Annotated in this window: 16 protein-coding genes; 7 read left to right on the top strand and 9 right to left on the bottom strand. The window is 65.2% G+C overall.

Features of this window, described 5'->3' with window-relative positions:
* Positions 1–33: 33 nt before the first annotated feature.
* Positions 34–678 carry a TMEM175 family protein gene (locus tag E2E30_RS01280; protein ID WP_133186500.1) on the top strand — a complete coding sequence of 215 codons (645 nt, stop codon included), beginning with the start codon at positions 34–36 and terminating at the stop codon, positions 676–678.
* Positions 679–705: 27 nt separating this feature from the next.
* Here E2E30_RS01280 and E2E30_RS01275 read toward each other — a convergent pair whose 3' ends face one another.
* The 3 genes from E2E30_RS01275 to E2E30_RS01265 all read right to left on the bottom strand — a co-directional run bounded on the left by E2E30_RS01275 (position 706) and on the right by E2E30_RS01265 (position 2,491).
* Positions 706–1,092, bottom strand: a complete 387-nt coding sequence (locus E2E30_RS01275) for a hypothetical protein (protein ID WP_133186498.1) — start codon at positions 1,090–1,092, stop codon at positions 706–708.
* A gap of 60 nt (positions 1,093–1,152) precedes the next feature.
* On the bottom strand, positions 1,153–1,587 hold the full coding sequence (locus tag E2E30_RS01270) for a hypothetical protein (protein ID WP_206365622.1): 435 nt from the start codon (positions 1,585–1,587) through the stop codon (positions 1,153–1,155).
* Positions 1,588–1,753: 166 nt separating this feature from the next.
* Entirely contained in the window at positions 1,754–2,491 is a 738-nt protein-coding gene (locus E2E30_RS01265) for a hypothetical protein (RefSeq protein ID WP_133186496.1), read from the bottom strand.
* Between the two features lie 309 nt (positions 2,492–2,800).
* Here E2E30_RS01265 and E2E30_RS01260 point away from each other — a divergent pair, with 309 nt between their 5' ends.
* From E2E30_RS01260 to E2E30_RS01245, 4 genes are all read left to right on the top strand, one after another.
* Entirely contained in the window at positions 2,801–3,403 is a 603-nt protein-coding gene (locus E2E30_RS01260; protein WP_133186494.1) for a hypothetical protein, read from the top strand.
* A gap of 138 nt (positions 3,404–3,541) precedes the next feature.
* Positions 3,542–3,823, top strand: a complete 282-nt coding sequence (locus E2E30_RS01255) for a type II toxin-antitoxin system prevent-host-death family antitoxin (RefSeq protein WP_133186492.1) — start codon at positions 3,542–3,544, stop codon at positions 3,821–3,823.
* Positions 3,783–4,220, top strand: a complete 438-nt coding sequence (locus E2E30_RS01250) for a growth inhibitor PemK (RefSeq protein ID WP_133186490.1) — start codon at positions 3,783–3,785, stop codon at positions 4,218–4,220. Before E2E30_RS01255 ends, E2E30_RS01250 begins: the two co-directional genes overlap by 41 nt.
* Before the next feature lie 72 nt (positions 4,221–4,292).
* Positions 4,293–6,017 carry an RNA-directed DNA polymerase gene (locus E2E30_RS01245; RefSeq protein WP_133186488.1) on the top strand — a complete coding sequence of 575 codons (1,725 nt, stop codon included), beginning with the start codon at positions 4,293–4,295 and terminating at the stop codon, positions 6,015–6,017.
* Here the strand turns inward: E2E30_RS01245 and uvrA are convergent.
* Positions 5,977–8,859 carry an excinuclease ABC subunit UvrA gene (uvrA, locus tag E2E30_RS01240; protein WP_133186486.1) on the bottom strand — a complete coding sequence of 961 codons (2,883 nt, stop codon included), beginning with the start codon at positions 8,857–8,859 and terminating at the stop codon, positions 5,977–5,979. The genes E2E30_RS01245 and uvrA overlap by 41 nt on opposite strands.
* A 100-nt stretch (positions 8,860–8,959) precedes the next feature.
* Here uvrA and E2E30_RS01235 point away from each other — a divergent pair, with 100 nt between their 5' ends.
* Positions 8,960–9,766 carry an energy transducer TonB gene (locus E2E30_RS01235; RefSeq protein ID WP_133186484.1) on the top strand — a complete coding sequence of 269 codons (807 nt, stop codon included), beginning with the start codon at positions 8,960–8,962 and terminating at the stop codon, positions 9,764–9,766.
* A 7-nt stretch (positions 9,767–9,773) separates the two neighbouring features.
* On the opposite strand, the gene E2E30_RS01230 is transcribed toward E2E30_RS01235, so the two are convergent.
* Positions 9,774–10,403: a trimeric intracellular cation channel family protein gene (locus tag E2E30_RS01230; RefSeq protein ID WP_133186482.1), complete on the bottom strand. Its 630-nt coding sequence runs from the start codon at positions 10,401–10,403 to the stop codon at positions 9,774–9,776.
* A gap of 70 nt (positions 10,404–10,473) precedes the next feature.
* Positions 10,474–10,758 (bottom strand): hypothetical protein, encoded by a 285-nt coding sequence (locus E2E30_RS01225; RefSeq protein WP_133186480.1) that lies wholly within the window; start codon positions 10,756–10,758, stop codon positions 10,474–10,476.
* Positions 10,759–10,809: 51 nt separating this feature from the next.
* Here E2E30_RS01225 and E2E30_RS01220 point away from each other — a divergent pair, with 51 nt between their 5' ends.
* Positions 10,810–11,532: a YoaK family protein gene (locus E2E30_RS01220; RefSeq protein WP_240699006.1), complete on the top strand. Its 723-nt coding sequence runs from the start codon at positions 10,810–10,812 to the stop codon at positions 11,530–11,532.
* 278 nt (positions 11,533–11,810) lie between these two features.
* Here the strand turns inward: E2E30_RS01220 and lpdA are convergent, their stop codons facing one another.
* From lpdA to E2E30_RS01205, 3 genes are all read right to left on the bottom strand, one after another.
* A complete protein-coding gene (lpdA, locus tag E2E30_RS01215) occupies positions 11,811–13,217 on the bottom strand; it encodes a dihydrolipoyl dehydrogenase (protein WP_133186478.1) in 1,407 nt (468 codons plus the stop codon).
* Positions 13,218–13,334: 117 nt separating this feature from the next.
* A complete protein-coding gene (gene odhB, locus E2E30_RS01210; RefSeq protein WP_133186476.1) occupies positions 13,335–14,585 on the bottom strand; it encodes a 2-oxoglutarate dehydrogenase complex dihydrolipoyllysine-residue succinyltransferase in 1,251 nt (416 codons plus the stop codon).
* 114 nt (positions 14,586–14,699) lie between these two features.
* On the bottom strand, positions 14,700–17,639 hold the full coding sequence (locus tag E2E30_RS01205) for a 2-oxoglutarate dehydrogenase E1 component (RefSeq protein WP_133186474.1): 2,940 nt from the start codon (positions 17,637–17,639) through the stop codon (positions 14,700–14,702).
* Between the last annotated feature and the right edge of the window lie 11 nt (positions 17,640–17,650).

Genomic DNA, 17,650 nt, shown 5'->3' with positions numbered 1-17,650 from the left:
CTCGGCGATAGGGGGCGCGGGGGAACGATACGTATGAGCGACCAGCACGGCCATGCAGGGCCCGATCACCCGCTCGAGCGGCTGATCTTCTTTTCCGACGCCGTGTTCGCGATCGCGATCACGCTGCTGATCATCGAGGTGCACCCGCCGCATCTGCCACATGGGGCGTCGCCCGCCGCCTTTCTCCAAGCGCTCGCCGATCTCGGCCCGAGCTTGTTCGGCTTCTTCGTCAGCTTCTTCGTCATCGCGGCGTTCTGGACCGGGCACCACCGCGCCTTCGCCTTGGCGGGGCGCTATTCGGACAAGCTGCTCGCGCCCAATATCCTGATGCTCTGCGCGATCGTGTTCATGCCCTTCGCGACCGCGTTCATGAGCGCCAATCTGGGGACACTCGTCCCGTCGGCGCTCTATGCGCTGACGCTGATCGTCACCGGGCTGCTCAGCATGTGGGTGACATATCGCACCACCAGCCCGGGTATCGTCCGCGCCGACACCGCACCCGAGACGATCGCCCAGGTCCGCATCCGCGGCATCGGCGTAGTGCTCGGCGCGACGGCATCGTTCGGCCTTGCCTTCTTCATCGCGCCGCTCAGCCAGATGGGGCTGCTGACGATCCCCTTGTGGCAGGCGATCCTGCGGCGGCAAGTCCATCGCCGCTTCGCCCGCACGGCGGCCTGAGCCACCCTGCGGGCGCGGCGCTAGCGCCTAGTTCGCGGGCGCGGTCATCGCGTTCATCGAGCCGTTCGACGCGGTGATCGACGGCTTGCCGACCGGCGGGCGCAGCGCCTCGCGCTCGGCGGCGGTCATCACCGCATCCATGTCGGGACGGAAATCGGCGATCGCGCGGTCATCGGCATTGCGCTTGGGATCGAGCAGGTCGGTCGGCACATGCCCCTCGGCCGTTCCCGACGCCTTGGCGAGCGCGCTCGCGATCCGCCCGCGCGTCAGGAAGGCGGCGAGCCCGGCGCCCGCCGCGACGACGACCGCACCGATCGACCAGGCCGCGGTGCGGCTGATCGCAGGCGTGGCGCTGGCAGCCTGCGGCGCGGGGGCGCGCTTGGTGGCGCTTTTGGGAAGCTGGGTCTTGGCCATGTCACATCTCATTCTGAAAAATCGGGCGCGCGGCGACCGGGGCCACCGCGCGCGAGGAAGTTAGCGGCAGCGCGCGTCGCGCGTGCTGTCCTTGTCGATCGCCTGGCCGGCCAGCGCGCCGCCGGCGGCACCGAGCAGTGCACCGAGCACGCCCGAACCACCCGGAGCGATCGCCGCGCCGAGCGCGCCGCCCGCGATCCCGCCGACGACGAGACCGGTCGTGCCGTCGCTGTGGCGGCAATAGTAACGCCCGTCGCTGCCGCGATAGACGCGGTCGTTGTTGCTCAGCCGGCGCTCCTGATAGCGGCGGTTGTCGTCGCGGTAATAGCGCGAGGCATCGTAGCCGTTATACGCCGGATCGGGCCGGTCGTAATCGTATTGCGAATAGCCGCCGCCATAGCCGCGGCGCGGGCCGCCGCCGTAACTGTCGCCATATTCGTCGCAGCCGGCGACGAGGGTACAAGCGGCCAACAGGCCGAGAGTGAGGGTGCGCATTCGAATCCTCCTGTTATCGTATCCAAGCGCAATGCGCGGGCGGCGATAAGGTTGCCCGCCACCGCCGCCCCGCCGCGCGGCGGAGCGACCCGGCGCGGCGCGCGATACGGTCGGGAGCGTGCGACGAAGCGTGCGCGCTTGACTCGATTGACCCCCGGAGCTGTCCTTATCGCCCGTCATCGTTTCCGTTTTCGTCATGATCGGCGTCGCGCGTGCGCAGCATCTTCATGTCGAACGGCAGCTCGGCATCGACCTGCGCGAGCAACGTCGGCCAGGCCTGCGCCAGCGACGCCGCGTCATACGCCGAATCGATCGGCTCGAAGGGATGCGCGAGCAATTGCATCAGCAGCCGGTCGTTATGGACGATGCGCTCGCCGACGTGCTCGCCGCGATACCAGACCGGCAGCGACCGCCCGGCAAAGGCGCGCTCCAACGCTTCGTCGAGCAGCGCTTTGCGCGCCGAGCGGACCGCGACCTCCCAGGCGAGCGCGAACATCGTGCGCCCACCGCGGTGGCGCAGCGCATAGGCCGATTGCTTCGACAGGCCGACATGCGCCGCGGCGTGGCTGACGCAGCCGTGCGTCGCGAGATGTTCGAGAAAGGCACGCTGCTTGTCGGTCGTCCAGCCGGTGGCGGAGACGTCGCGCCACACCATGCCGTTGGCGCGGCGACGGCGCTTCGGGGCGGGCTCCGGCGAGCGCAGGGGATGGGGCGCGGCCTCGGGCGTGCGCGCCGCCCCGGCACGCTGGAGCTTGCGGATCCGCGCCCTGATCGCGGCATGCGGATCGTGGCGGGTGCGCGGCTGGGGTGGCGCGTCGGGGGTTTGCGGGGGCGCGGGGTGATCGGACGCGGGATCGCGCACGGGCGCGGTGTCGGATGGCGGCTGGGTCGAGTCTGACGGCATGAGTCGGTCCTCTCCATGAGTAGCGAGGACTCGGAACATATACGGAACATAGCGCTGTAGGACAGCCCCATCCGCGAGATTTTTTCACGCCGCGCCGGCGAGGCTTTTGCGCAGCAAGCGACGAGCGCCCCCGCCGCGGCCCGCGCGGCGGCGCGACAGCGCTGGCCGATGATCGGGGTTTGCCACAGCGGCAGACGGTGTGGTGCCGCAGCGCGGCTTTGCTGCGCCCCCCCTCCTCGCGGCGCGCAAGACTCGACGCCCCGCCTCGACCGCGCTAGCCTTCCCCCTGATATCCGGGGGGAAATCACGATGAGTCCATTTGGTTTGGTGTTCACGCTGTTCGGCCTGGTGCTGGGCCTGGCGCTCGCCGCCGTGCTCAACGGCTTTTCGCGGGCGTTGAAATTGAAGCGCGGCGCGCGGCCGGTGCGGATCGGCTGGCCGACGCCGCTGCTCGGGCTCGTGGTGATGCTCGACCTGACGAGCTTCTGGCTGCTCGCCTTCGATGCGCGCGAGCAGATCAGTGCGAATTACGTCACGCTGCTCAGCGTGCTGGCGATGGTCGGCGTCTATTATCTCGCGGCGACGCTGATCTTTCCCGACACGCCCGAGGACTGGCCCGATTTCGACGAATGGTACGACAAGCAGAACCGGCTGGTGATCGGCGGGCTGCTCACCGCGAATGTGGCGAGCTGGGTCGGGGGCGTCGTGCTCGACACGGTCCATCCGCGGCCCGAGGTGGTGGAGCCGGTGGGGAACGGGCTGGTGGTGCTGGTGTATCTGGTGGGCGGGTTCGGGGTGCTGGGGCTGCTGATCGCGCTGCTGCTGGTGAAGGGGCGGCGGGCGAATGCGGCTATGCTGGCGGGGGTTTGTGGGTTGTTGGTGGTGAGCGGGGTGATGGAGCCGTTTGTATAATCCTGCCGACCTTATGCCGCTCGCCAAAGCGAAGTACCCGGTCGTCGTGGCGGCAGCAGCGCCAAAACCGCATCCCGCCCATAGGCCGACAGCGAAATTCAGTGTAGTATTGGCCTCGTCATCGACTGAGTCCGCGCCATGTCAAAACCCATGCTTGCCGTATCCGCCAGCGATCTCCCCGAGCGCTTCGGCTTCTACATGGACGAGGCGATGCAGCGCCCGATCGGGATCACCCGCCACGGCGCGACCGACGTGGTGATGCTCTCGCTCGAGGAATATGAGCGGCTGAAACGGCGCGATCGCGAAGCGATCCGGGTGGAGGATCTGGATGACGAAACGCTCGACGCCATCCAAAACGCCGAACCCGGCGAGCGCTCCCGTGAAGCGGGGCGGCGGCTGGCCGATCCCGCAGCCGGGTGACGTCCTCTCCTACGCCTATCTGTGGGCGCGCGAGGCCGACGCCGGGCAGGAAGATGGGCTGAAGGACCGCCCGAGCGTGGTCGTGCTCGCGACGCAGGAGACAGGAGACCGGTTGCGCGTGCTGGTCGCACCGGTGACCCACAGGCCGCCCGAACGACCCGAGGATGCGATCGAACTGCCGCCTTTGGTCAAGCGCGACCTTGGCCTCGACCGCGCGCGCAGTTGGATCGTCACGCGGGAGGTCAACAGTTTCCGTTGGCCGGGGCCGGATGTGCGCGTAATCGACGACGGCACGCCCTTTTATGGGGCGATCCCAGATTGGCTGTTCTTACGGGTGCGGGCGAGCGTCGGAACTTGGGCCGGCCGGGGGATTCGGGTTGTCGGGCGGTCAGAATAAAGTTCAAGGATCGAGAGCCCTCGTGCAATCAAATGGCCTTGGCTATACTTCGAAAGTACGTATTATCGAAAAATGGACGATCCAACATTTCGCCGCGCAATCTGTCATCTTGCCGAGCTGGGTGACACTGACATTCTTCCACCGCTTTTCGAATTCGCGTTTTACGCGAACGCAGCTGATGCTGTCGTCAAAAAATTATGCGGATTGCAGTTCGGCACTTACAAGCCAGTAGGCGCTTTTGAGGTTCTAAGCCCTAAAACACAAACTTCATTCCGCATTGCTCATCAGCTCTACGCGACTGATACCCTGCTTTACACCGCAGCGGCACTGAGCGTCGCGCCGGCCATCGACGAGAAACGCCTCGACATAGAGCTAGGTGCATTTTCTTATCGCTATGAGCCTGATGAAAGTGCCGCCCAATTTTTTTCCAACGAATGCTCCTACCATAACTGGTTGGTGTCGGTCACTACCCTATGCACACCAGACAACCCGTTCTCGAGAGAGAAACTGGTCCTTGAGACAGATATCGCTGATTTTTACAGCAGAATATATTTTCATCGCATTGAGCATGTTTTAGATGACATTAAGGCACCGAACTCGGCTCGAAAAATCATCGAAAATATAATAAAGACTTCTCGGGCACGGCAATCGTACGGCCTCCCTGTTGGAACGGCAGCCTCACGCATAATAGCAGAGGGAGTGCTAATAGATATTGACGAGATGCTGCGTCAGCAGGGAATTTCGTTTACGCGCTATGTCGATGATTTCAAGATATTCGTAGAGAGCCCCGAGGCCGCTCATACGGCGCTTTGTAGACTTGCGGAATATCTCATGCTCACAGAGGGACTCTCCCTTAACGCAAGCAAGACTCGAATTCTCCCGCAGTCAGCAATAATTGAAGAAATAGAATCAAAGTTTAGCGATGTATTTTCAGATAGTGAACGAAAAGCGTTAGATCGTTACATTCAGGCCATATACGATGATGAGGATATAGAAGAAGCAGTCGCACTGGACGTCGACCCAGACACTCTAGAAATAAAACTAGAAAATATTATTTCTAGCGCGTCAATAGATTATACCTCGGTTAAATTAATTCTGAAAGCTCTTCGCGCAACCGGCGTGACGGATCCACTCATTTTTCTAAATCGATTCTCAAAGCTTCTTTATTATGTTCCCAGAGATTTTTGTATTCTAATAGGATCGCTGGCGCAGCGCCAACCCAAGTTGGCGAGCGAAATAGCAGATCGAATAATATCGATTGCCAAGGAAAGGCCGTACGTCGAGATGGCGCTGGCACGAATCTGGGTAAGTCACTTATTCGTTTCCGGCGCTCTTGCGATTACGGTCGAATCGCTGGATAAGCTGAGCCTTGGTGATACAGTTATTGAGAGACGCCAAAAGATCCTTCTCAAGGGTAGGATTGGGGATCGAGCTTTTTTCAGAGAAGCGAAGACACGTTTCGCCGATCTGAGCGACTGGGAGAAGCCCGCCCTGATGCTCGCAGCTTCTTGCCTTTCGAAAAGTGAGTACGACACGTGGCTTGGATTTTGCAAAGATCGATACAACGATATTCTTTGTGATGAATATATTAGCTGGTTGAAAGCTAATAGGGAAAATTACGCCGAAGTTCTGAACGCTGACTTTGTCGTAAAGCCAAGAGCATCAAAGTTCGCAGCAATGTTCGCAGAATTCACCGACCTAGACCTAGCAGCACTCGAAGGGTGGCCGACTTTGGGAATAGCCGACCCATCCACGGCTATCGCCCCTTCAACAACGGCGCCAAATACTTCCCGGTAAACGACCCCTTCGCCTTCGCCACCACCTCAGGCGTCCCCTGCGCGACGATCTCGCCGCCCTTCACGCCCCCCTCGGGCCCAAGGTCGAGCACCCAGTCCGCGGTCTTGATGACGTCGAGGTTGTGCTCGATCACCACCACCGTATTGCCCTGCTCAACCAGCTGGTGGAGCACTTCGAGCAGCTTGCGCACGTCCTCGAAGTGCAGCCCCGTCGTCGGCTCGTCCAGGATATACAGCGTCTGCCCGGTGGCGCGGCGCGACAGTTCCTTGGCGAGCTTGACGCGCTGCGCCTCGCCGCCCGACAGCGTCGTCGCCTGCTGGCCGACCTTGACATAGCCCAGGCCCACTTCCTGCAGCATCGCCATCTTGTCGCGGATCGGCGGGACCGCCTTGAAGAATTCGACCGCATCCTCGACCGTCATGTCGAGCACGTCGGCGATGCTCTTGCCCTTGAATTTCACCTCGAGCGTCTCGCGATTGTAGCGTTCGCCGTGGCAGACGTCGCACGTCACATAGACGTCGGGGAGGAAGTGCATCTCGATCTTGAGCAGCCCGTCGCCCTGGCACGCCTCGCAGCGGCCGCCCTTGACGTTGAAGCTGAAGCGCCCGGGCTTGTAGCCGCGGGCTAAGCTTTCGGGGAGGCCGGCGAACCAGTCGCGGATCTGGGTGAAGCTGCCGGTATAGGTCGCCGGGTTCGAGCGCGGGGTGCGGCCGATCGGCGACTGGTCGATGTCGATCACCTTGTCGAGATATTGCAGGCCGGTGATCTTGTCGTGCTTGCCCTGGACGATGCGCGCGCCGTTGAGCGTGCGCGAGGCGGCGGCGAACAGCGTGTCGATCGTGAAGCTCGACTTGCCCGAGCCCGAGACGCCGGTGATGCAGGTGAAGGTGCCGAGCGGGAGGCTCGCGGTGACCCCCTTGAGGTTGTTGGCGGTGGCGTTGTGGACGGTGATCTTCTTGCCGTTGCCTTTGCGCCGGGTCTTGGGGACGGCGACTTCGCGGCGGCCCGAGAGATAGTCGGCGGTGATGCTGTTCTCGTTGGCAAGGACTTCCTCGAACGTGCCTTGCGCGACGATGTGGCCGCCGTGGACGCCGGCGCCCGGCCCCATGTCGATGACATAGTCGGCGGTGCGGATCGCGTCCTCGTCATGCTCGACGACGAGCACGGTGTTGCCGAGATCGCGCAAGCGGCGCAGCGTCTTGAGCAGCATGTCGTTGTCGCGCTGGTGCAGGCCGATCGAGGGCTCGTCGAGCACGTAGAGCACGCCCGACAGGCCGCTGCCGATCTGCGACGCGAGGCGTATGCGCTGCGACTCGCCGCCCGACAGCGTGCCCGAGGTGCGGTCGAGGTTGAGGTAATCGAGCCCGACATTGTTGAGGAAGCCGATCCGCTCGAGGATCTCCTTGAGGATGCGCTCGGCGATCGCATTCTGCTGGTCGCCGAGCTGGCTCGGGACCTGCTCGAACCAGGCGAGCGCGTCGACCACCGACAGGCGCGTGACGCTCGAAATGTCGCGCATGCCGATCTTGACCGCGAGCGCCTCGGGCTTGAGGCGCGCGCCCTTGCAGACCTCGCACGCCGCGGAGGATTGGTACTTGCTCAGCTCCTCGCGCATCCACGCGCTCTCGGTCGAGAGCATGCGGCGGTTGAGGTTGCCGATCACGCCCTCGAACGGCTTCTTGACGTCGTACGACTTCTTGCCGTCGATGAAGGTCAGCGTGACCGCCTTGCCCTTGGTGCCGTAGAGGATCGTGTCGCGGGCGGTCTCGGGCAAGTCTTCCCACGGCGTGTCGAGCTCGAACTTGAACTCGCGCGCGAGGCTGCCGAGCACCTGCATGTAGTAAGGCGACGGCGGGTTGGACTTGGCCCAGGGCACGACCGCGCCCTTCTTGATGCTGAGCGCGTGGTTGGGGACGACGAGCTCCTCGTCGAACAGCATCTTTTCGCCGAGGCCGTCGCACGCCGGGCACGCCCCCTGCGGCGCGTTGAACGAGAAGAGCCGCGGCTCGATCTCGGCGATGGTGAAGCCCGAGACCGGGCAGGCGAACTTTTCGCTGAACACGATGCGGCCGGGGGGCGCGTTGTCGCCGAGCACTTCGTTCTTGGGGGTGTGCGGCTCGACCGGGTCGGCGGGGTCGACATAGGCCAGCCCGTCGGCGAGCTTTAGCGCGGCCTCGAAGCTTTCCGCCAAGCGCGTCGCGATGTCGGGGCCGATGACGAGGCGGTCGACCACGACCTCGAGGTCATGCTTGTACTTCTTGTCGATCGCGGGGGCTTCGTCGATCTCGTGGATCTCGCCGTCGATGCGGACGCGGGTGAAGCCGGCCTTCTGCCACTCGAGCAGTTCCTTCTTATACTCGCCCTTGCGGCCGCGCACGACGGGGGCGAGCAGGTACAGCCGCGTGCCCTCGGGAAGCGCCATCACGCGGTCGACCATCTGGCTGACGGTCTGCGCGGCGATCGGCTCGCCGGTCGCGGGCGAGTAAGGGATGCCGACGCGCGCCCAGAGCAGGCGCATGTAATCGTAGATCTCGGTGACGGTCGCGACGGTCGAGCGCGGGTTGCGGCTGGTGGTCTTCTGCTCGATCGAGATTGCTGGCGACAGGCCCTCGATGTGATCGACATCGGGCTTCTGCATCAGCTCGAGGAACTGCCGCGCATAGGCGCTGAGCGACTCTACATAGCGCCGCTGGCCCTCGGCGTAGATCGTGTCGAAGGCGAGGCTCGACTTGCCGCTGCCCGACAGCCCGGTGATGACCGTCAGCGTATCGCGCGGGATATCGACCGAGACGTCCTTGAGATTGTGCTCGCGCGCGCCGCGCACGGAAATATGAGTCAGCATGGGAGCGGTTTGTTCCAGATTTGTTCGGATGGCGCAAGCGACCGGTTGCAGGGGCGAGATGGGGCGTTAAACTCGCAACGACAAGGTTTGGGGGCAAGCGATGAAGACGATGCTGATTGCGGCGCTGCTCGCGCTAGGGGGTCCCGCGCCCGCCGACGCGCCATTGCAGCCGACCGGCAAATGGACCGTCGAATATGCCGATGCGGCGTGCATCCTGTCGCGCGACTATGGAGATGGACAGGCACGCAGGACGCTGGGATTCAAACCGTGGCCACTGGGCGATGCGTTGGAGATCGTCACCCTTTCGTCGGGCGCCACCACCACCCGTGCACGCTCCCTTAAAGCCCAGTTGCTACTCCAGCCGTCGGGGCAGGCAATCGAGAGCACGGTCGCAGTCTATGACGTGAAGGCGAGAAACCAGATCGTCACGACCCTCCGGACCGAGCAAGACGGCGCTGCGGCCGTGCAAACCTCTTCAGCGCTGACGATCGCATCGGCCGACGGAGCCCGCACGAGCTTCGCGGTGCCCGGAATGAAGAGCGCCGCCGCGGCGCTCCGGGCGTGCCAGGACGATTTGCTGAAACAATGGGGTGTCGACCCGTCCGAGCGCGACAAGGCGCCATTGCCAACGCCGCTTACACCAATGGCGGGCTGGATCACGACTGACGACTATCCGTCCGAAGCGCTCTCGGCGGGCAGCGCAGGCACCACAATGATGATCTGGGCAATCCAGCCCGATGGAAAGGTCGGCGATTGTCGGATCATTCAATCGAGTGGATCGAAGTCGCTCGATCTGGCCTCGTGTGCGGCCGTTACCAAGCGGGGGCGATATGCCCCGCCGCTCGGCTACGACGGAAAGCCGACGACGGTGCACGCGATGCGCTACGTGAATTGGCGACTGCCCTGAGCGACCGTTAGCCCCGGCCATAGGCCGGCAACGCCAGCCGCCAGCGGATTGCCGCAGCCCGCAGTGCAAAACCGCACGCAGCGGCGATCGGCGCGGCGAGGCTTGGCGAGATGCCCGCGCTCACCAGCACGACATACGACCCCGACGCCAGCGCCGCCGCAGTCACATACAATTCCGGCCGCATCAAGATCGATGGCTCGCCCGCGAGCACGTCGCGGATGACGCCGCCGATGCACGCCGTCACCACGCCCATCAGCGCCGCCGGCACCGGCGGGATGCCGAATGCGAGCGCCTTCGCCGCGCCGAACACGGCATAGGCGGCCAGGCCTACCGCATCGAGCCAGTCGAGCGCAGTGCCCTTCCACCAGCGCTCGGGCGTCGTCCACACCAGCACCGCGACCGCAAGGCAGATCCCCGCGACGAAGCGATCATGCACCCAGAAGACCGGCGCGCCGATCAGCAGGTCGCGCACCGATCCGCCGCCGACCCCGGTAATCAGCGCGAAGAAGGTGGCGGTGACAAGCGTCTGGCGATGCCGGATTGCGGCGAGCGCACCGGTGATCGCGAACACGGCGATCCCGAACAGATCGAGCCAGGGCAGCGCGGAGCCGAATTGCCAGGGAAATTGCGAGGGCATCGCAGCGCTCTACCCGCGCAAGGCGCGCGAGGGAATGCGGCGCGCGACACAGGGTCGCGCGCCGCAGCGATCAGCGGACGGCTGCCGCTTCGTTGGCGACGACTTCGCCGCGCTGTTCGGGCGTCATCGCGCTGGCGTTGACATCGGCGGCGCGGATCGCGTCGGCGCGCTCGTCGCCGGTCTTGCGCTCCTGCTTGGCCTGCTCCTCGAGGTCCTTGGCGCTCGCCTCCATCGCGTCGGCGCGGTTGTCGGCAGCCTTCTCGACTTGCTTGGCGAGCTTGCCGTCGCCATTTCCGCCGCATGCGGCGAGCGGGAGTGCGACCAGCGCCAGCGCCGCGATCATCGTCTTCTTCATGTGAAACCCCTGTTGGACACGTACCGTGATGGTACGCGCGGGAAAACCGCCGTGCGCGCGGATCGTTCCACCTGCGCAGCGAGCGCGACGCTGGCATCGGCGCGGGGCATGGGGCATGGTCGCGCGATGCGACGGTATCAGCGCTCCACCCTCCTCTTTGCAGCGTGCCTCACCGGGTTGGCGGGGTTCGTCGATGCGCTGGCCTATTCGAGCATGGGCGGCTTCTTCGCTTCGTTCATGAGCGGCAATACGACGCGGCTCGGCGTGTCGCTCGCCACCGGGGCGAGCAACGACGCGCGGATCGGGGCCGGGTTGATCTTGAGCTTCGTCAGCGGCGTGGTGGCGGCGGCGATCATCGGACGTTCGCGGCCACACCATCAGCGCGTCGCGGTGATGGCGCTCGTCACGCTGCTGCTCGGCGGAGCGGCGCTGTTTGCGCCATATCATCCGGTCATCGTGCCGCTGCTGCTGCTGGCGACCGCGATGGGGGCGGAGAACGGCGTGTTCACGCGCGATGGCGAGGTCAGCATCGGGCTGACGTACATGACCGGCGCGCTGGTGCGGATCGGCCAGGGGCTCGCCGCCGCGCTGATGGGCGAAGGACCACGCTGGGACTGGGCGCGCTATCTTGGGTTGTGGCTGGGGTTCGGCGCGGGGGTGATCACGGGCGCGCGGTGTTATGCGGCGTACGGGACCGGCGCGCTGTGGATCGCGGCGGGGGCGGCGGCGGTGCTGACGGTTGGGGCGCGGGCTACGCAGCGCGATACGGCGTAAGGGCGCGCGCCGACCGAGCAGATGCAACCGAGCCGTTCCCCGGCGAAGGCCGGGGCCCAGTCGTGCTGGAGGCGACGATCGCGCGACACCGCTCGCTTACCTCCGCCCTTGCTATTGGGCCCCGGCCTTCGCCGGGGAACGGGGGTGTGGCCGGTTGGCTTCCTGGTTGGCAGCGGCGTGGCAAAGCCACGCCGTCGGTCGGCGCTTCGGGCGCCGCCGGCCGGTCTGATCGCGGCGGGGCCGCGCCGTAGCTTTGCTACGGCTTGGCGCGATCAGACTCAGACGTGTATCGCCTTCCCTCTCACCGCCATCGCCGCTTCCTTCATCGCCTCGCTATGCGTCGGATGCGCATGGCAGGTGTAGGCGATGTCCTCGCTCGTCGCGCCCATCTCCATGCCGAGCGCAGCCTCGGCGATCATCGTGCCCGCAGGCACCGCGATCGCCCAGACGCCGAGCACGCGGTCGGACTTGGCATCGGCGATGATCTTCACGAAGCCGTCGGGATCATGATTGGTCTTGGCGCGGCTGTTGCCCGCCATCGGGAACTTGCCGACCTTGATCTCGCCGCCGTTCTTGGTCGCCTGCTCGCGCGCGACTTCCTCGGTGAGGCCGACGCCGGCGATCTCGGGCCAGGTGTAGACCACGCTCGGGATCACCGCGTGGTTCACGATGCCGGTGTGGCCCGCGATGTTCTCGGCGACCGCAATGCCTTCGTCCTCGGCCTTGTGCGCGAGCATCGGGCCCGGAATCACGTCGCCGATCGCCCATACGCCGGGGACGCTCGTCTGGAAGCGGTGATCGGTGTCGATCTGGCCGCGCGGGTTGGTCGAGAGACCCGCGTTCTCGAGCGCGAGGCCGTCGGTGTTGGGACGGCGGCCGATCGAGACGAGCACGCAATCCGCTTCGATCGTCTCGGCTGGGCCGCCGGCCGACGGCTCGACGGTGAGCGTCGCCTTGTCGCCGTTGACCGTCACGCCGGTGACCTTGGTCGAGAGCTTGAACTCGATGCCCTGCTTCTTAAAGACCTTGTTCGATTCCTTGCGGATATCGCCGTCGAAGCCGGGAAGGATCTGGTCGAGATATTCGACGCAGGTGACACGTGCGCCGAGCCGGCGCCACACGCTGCCGAGCTCGAGCCCGATCACGCCGCCGCCGATCACGACCATATGCTCGGGCACCTTGTCGAGCTCGAGCGCGCCGGTCGAATCGACGATGATCTTCTGGTCAACGGTGACGCCCGGCAGCGGGGTGACCGACGAGCCCGTCGCGATGACGATGTCCTTGGCGGTGACGGTCTGCTCGCCGACCTGGACGGTGTGCGCATCGACGAACGCGCCGCGGCCCTTGAGCCAGGTGACCTTGTTCTTCTTGAACAGGAAGGCGATGCCGCCGGTCAGCTGGTTGACCGCGTCGCGCCGCTGCGCGTGCATCTGCGGAAGGTCGAGCTCGGGCGTGACCTTAATGCCGAGCTTGGCCATCGTGCCGTTGGCGGCGGCGTCGAAATACTCGCTCGCGTGGAGCAGCGCCTTCGACGGGATGCAGCCGACGTTGAGGCAAGTGCCGCCAAGCGTCTCGCGCGATTCGACGCAGGCGGTGCGCAGGCCGAGCTGGGCGGCGCGGATCGCGGCGACGTACCCGCCGGGGCCCGAGCCGATGATGAGGACGTCGTAATCGTAGTCAGCCATGTGTCACTCCGTTCGCCCCGAGCTTGCCGAGGGGCTGCCTTCTCTTCCGTCCGACAGACAAGGACAGTGCTTCGACAAGCTCAGCACGAACGGAATATGGGTAGATGCGATCCGATATTACAGGTCGATCAGGATCCGCGTCGGATCTTCGATCGCATTCTTGAGCGCGACGAGGAACGTCACCGCTTCGCGACCGTCGATCAGGCGGTGATCGTAGCTCAAAGCGAGGTACATCATCGGGCGGATCACGATCTGGCCGTTCACGACGACCGCGCGGTCCTCGATGCGGTGCAGGCCGAGCACGGCGGCCTGCGGCGGGTTGATGATCGGGGTCGACATCAGCGAGCCGAACACGCCGCCGTTCGAGATGGTGAAGGTCCCGCCCTTCATCTCGTCCATCTTGAGCGTGCCGTCCTTGGCGCGCTTGCCGAAATCGCCGATCGTCTTCTCGACCTGCGCGACCGACATCTGGTCGGCATCGCGCACCACCGGCACGACGAGACCGCCGGGCGACGACACCGCGACCGAGATATCGGCATAATCGTGATAGACGATCTCATCGCCCTCGATCGAGGCGTTGACGCTCGGGATGTCTTTCAGCGCGAGGCACGCGGCCTTTACGAAGAAGCCCATGAAGCCGAGGCGGACGCCGTGCTTCTTCTCGAACAGATCCTTGTACTTCGCGCGCGCCTCGATGACCGCGGTCATGTCGACGTCGTTGAAGGTCGTCAGCAGCGCGGCGGTGTTCTGCGCTTCCTTGAGACGCTTGGCGATCGTCTGGCGCAGGCGCGTCATGCGGACGCGCTCTTCCTTTCGACCGGTCGACGCGGCGACCGAAGCCGAGACCGGAGGTGCGGCGACGGGTGCCGGGGCAGGCGTCGCGGCGGCAGCGGCGGCGACGTCGTCCTTGGTCAGGCGGCCGTCCTTGCCGGTGCCCTTGACCGTCGCGGGGTCGACACCGTGCTCGAGCACCGCGCGGCGAACCGACGGCGAGAGCGCTGCAGGCGTGTCGCGCGGGTCGGAGGCAGGCGCCTGCTGGCCGGCGGTCGCGGCGGGCGATGCCTGTGCTTCAGCGGCTGGCGACTGGAGCACGGCGGGCTGCGGCGCGGCAGCGGTGGCGGGAGCGCCCTCGCCTGCGTCGATCGTCGCGATCATGGCGCCGACCAAGACGGTGTCACCGACCTGCACCGCGTGCTGGCCCATCACGCCGGCGACCGGCGACGGGACTTCGACCGAGACCTTGTCGGTCTCGAGGCTGGCGATCGGCTCGTCGACTGCGACCTTGTCGCCGGGCTGCTTGAGCCATTCGCCGAGCGTCGCTTCGGTGATCGATTCACCGAGTACCGGTACTGTGACTTCGGTTGCCATATCAGCCTCTTTTCTCTTCCCCGGCGAAGGCCGGGGCCCAGGTGCGCAACGCTTGCCGATCAAGCGAACCGCGAAATTACGAATGCCCGGCTGCGCGTGCAGCCGGGGTGAACATCAAACCTTGCGCGTCCGGCGAATTTCCTCGCGGACGCTGTGGCCGAGCGCGTCGGCGACGAGTGCCGCCTGCTCGGTCTGGTGGCGCTTCATCAGGCCGGTCGCCGGCGAGGCCGACGCTGCACGCCCGGCGTAGCGCGCACGCTGCACCTTACCGCCCGCTTCGATCAGGCATTCCTCGATGAACGGATCGACGAAGGTCCAGGCACCGTTGTTCTTCGGCTCTTCCTGCGCCCACACCACCGTCTCGAGGTTGGGCATGCGCTTGAGGCGCTCGACCAGCGGATCGCCCGGGAAGGGGTAGAGCTGCTCGACGCGGACGATCGACGTGTTCTGGTCGCCTGCGGCATCGCGCGCTTCCATCAGGTCGTAGGCGACCTTGCCGGTGCAAAGCACGAGGCGCTTCACGTCCGCATCGGCCGGGGCCGAGGGATCGCTCAGCATCCGCTGGAAGTGGCTGTCGCCGATGAAGTCCGCGGTCTTCGACACCGCCAGCTTGTGGCGCAGCAGCGACTTCGGCGTGAAGATGATCAAGGGCTTGCGGAACGAGCGGTGCATCTGCCGGCGCAGCAGGTGGAAATAGTTGGCCGGCGTGGTGCAGTTGGCGACCTGGATATTGTCCTGCGCGCAGAGTTGCAGGAAGCGCTCGACGCGGGCGGACGAATGCTCCGGCCCCTGCCCTTCATAGCCATGCGGCAGCAGCATCACGAGGCCGTTGGCGCGCAGCCACTTGGCTTCGCCCGACGCGATGAACTGATCGATCATGATCTGCGCGCCGTTCATGAAGTCGCCGAACTGCGCCTCCCACAGGACCAGCGTCTTGGGATCGGCGAGCGCATAGCCGTACTCGAACCCGAGCACGCCGTACTCGCTCAGCGGCGAGTCGAGCACTTCGAAGCGGCCATGCTCGACGGTCGAGAGCGGGCGATACTTGTCCTCGTTGGTCTGATCGACCCACACCGCATGGCGCTGCGAGAAAGTGCCGCGGCCCGAATCCTGGCCCGACAGGCGGACGCCATAGCCTTCCGAGAGCAGCGAGCCGAATGCGAGCGCTTCGCCGGTCGCCCAATCGAAATTCTCGCCGGTCTTGAACATCGCCCGCTTGGCGTCGAGCACGCGGTTGAGCGTCTTGTGGACGGTCAGCCCCTCGGGGATCGTCGTCAGCGTGCGGCCGAGCGAGTCGAACAGCTTCTGCTCGATGCCCGTCTCGACGTTGCGGCGCGCGCTTTCCGAATCGGCGGGCGAGTGCAGCCCCGACCAGCGACCGGCGAACCAGTCGGCCTTGTTGGGCTTGTACGTCGCGCCAGCCTCGAACTCGCCTTCGAGCAGCGTCGTGAACTGCGCGATATTGGCGTCGATCCACGCGCGGTCGATCACCTTCTGCTCGATCAGCTTGGCGCCATAGATTTCGCTGACCGGCTGATGCTTGCGGATCACGTCGTACATCAGCGGCTGCGTGAAGGACGGCTCATCGCCCTCGTTGTGACCGTTGCGGCGATAGCACCACATGTCGATCACCACATCGCGGTGGAACTTCTGGCGATATTCGATCGCCATCTTGGTGGCGAAGGTCACCGCCTCGGGATCGTCGCCGTTGACGTGGAAGATCGGCGCCTGGACGCCCTTGGCGACGTCCGACGGGTATGGCGACGAACGCGCGAACTGCGGCGACGTCGTGAAGCCGACCTGGTTGTTGATGATGAAGTGGACGCAGCCGCCGGTGTTGTAGCCGCGGATGCCGGAGAAGCCGAGGCACTCCCAGACGATCCCCTGTCCCGCGAACGCCGCGTCGCCGTGGATGAGGACGGGGAGCGATGCCTTGTGCTCGTCGAGATCGCCCGCGATCGTCTGGATCGCGCGCGTCTTGCCGAGCACGACGGGGTCTTCCGCCTCGAGGTGCGACGGGTTGGCGACCAGCGACATATGGACGCTGATCCCGTCGAACTCGCGGTCGGTCGAGGTGCCGAGGTGGTACTTCACGTCGCCCGAACCCGCGACGTCGTCGGGATTGTCCGACCCGCCGCCGAATTCGTGGAAGATGATGCGGAACGGCTTGGCCATCACGTTGGTCAGGACGTTCAAGCGGCCGCGATGCGCCATGCCGAAGACGATATCGTTGATGCCGAGCGCGCCACCATATTTGATGACCGACTCGAGCGCCGGGATCATGCTTTCGCCGCCATCGAGGCCGAAGCGCTTGGTGCCGACATACTTCTTGCCGCAGAAGCGTTCCCACTGCTCGGCTTCGATCACCTTGTTGAGGATCGCCTTCTTGCCGAGGTCGGTGAACTCGATCGCCTTGTCCTTGCCTTCCATGCGGTCCTGCAGGAAGCGACGCTCTTCGACGTCGGCGATGTGCATGTATTCGAGGCCGACATTGCCGCAATAGTTGGTGCGCAGCGTGTCGACGAGCTCGCGGATCGTCGCCCATTCGAGCCCCATCGCGCCGCCGAGATAGACCTTGCGGTCGATATCGGCGTCGGAGAAGCCGTGATATTCGGTCTTCAGATCATCGGGCATGTCGCGCGTCGACAGACCGAGCGGATCGAGATTGGCGGCGAGATGGCCGCGCACGCGGTAGGTGCGGATCAGCATCATCGCGCGGATAGAGTCGCTCGCGGCGCGCAGGATCGCGTCCTGCGAGGGCGCCGGGACGGCCGCCGCGGCGGGAGCTGGCTTGGCACCACCGCGCGCGGGCTTGGGCGCGGGTTCCATCTGGGTCGGGTCGAGCGCCGAGGTCAGATCGTCGGTGGAGGAAAGCGGCCAGTTCGCCTGCTGCCACGAAGCGCCTTCGGTCGAGCCTTCGAGGCCTTCGAACCAGGAGCGCCACGACGGCTCGACGCTGTCGGGCGACGCCTTGAACCGCGCGTAGAGCGACTCGATGAAGGCGGGGCTTACGCTGCCCGCAACATCCGCGAAATCCTGGCCTTCAATGCCCATATCGAGTCCTC

It is taken from the genome of Sphingomonas sp. AAP5, from assembly GCF_004354345.1.
Classification (GTDB): Bacteria; Pseudomonadota; Alphaproteobacteria; order Sphingomonadales; family Sphingomonadaceae; genus Sphingomonas; species Sphingomonas glacialis.
The sequence above is the reverse complement of the archived record's forward strand: the minus strand, read 5'-3'. Positions and strand labels throughout refer to the sequence as shown.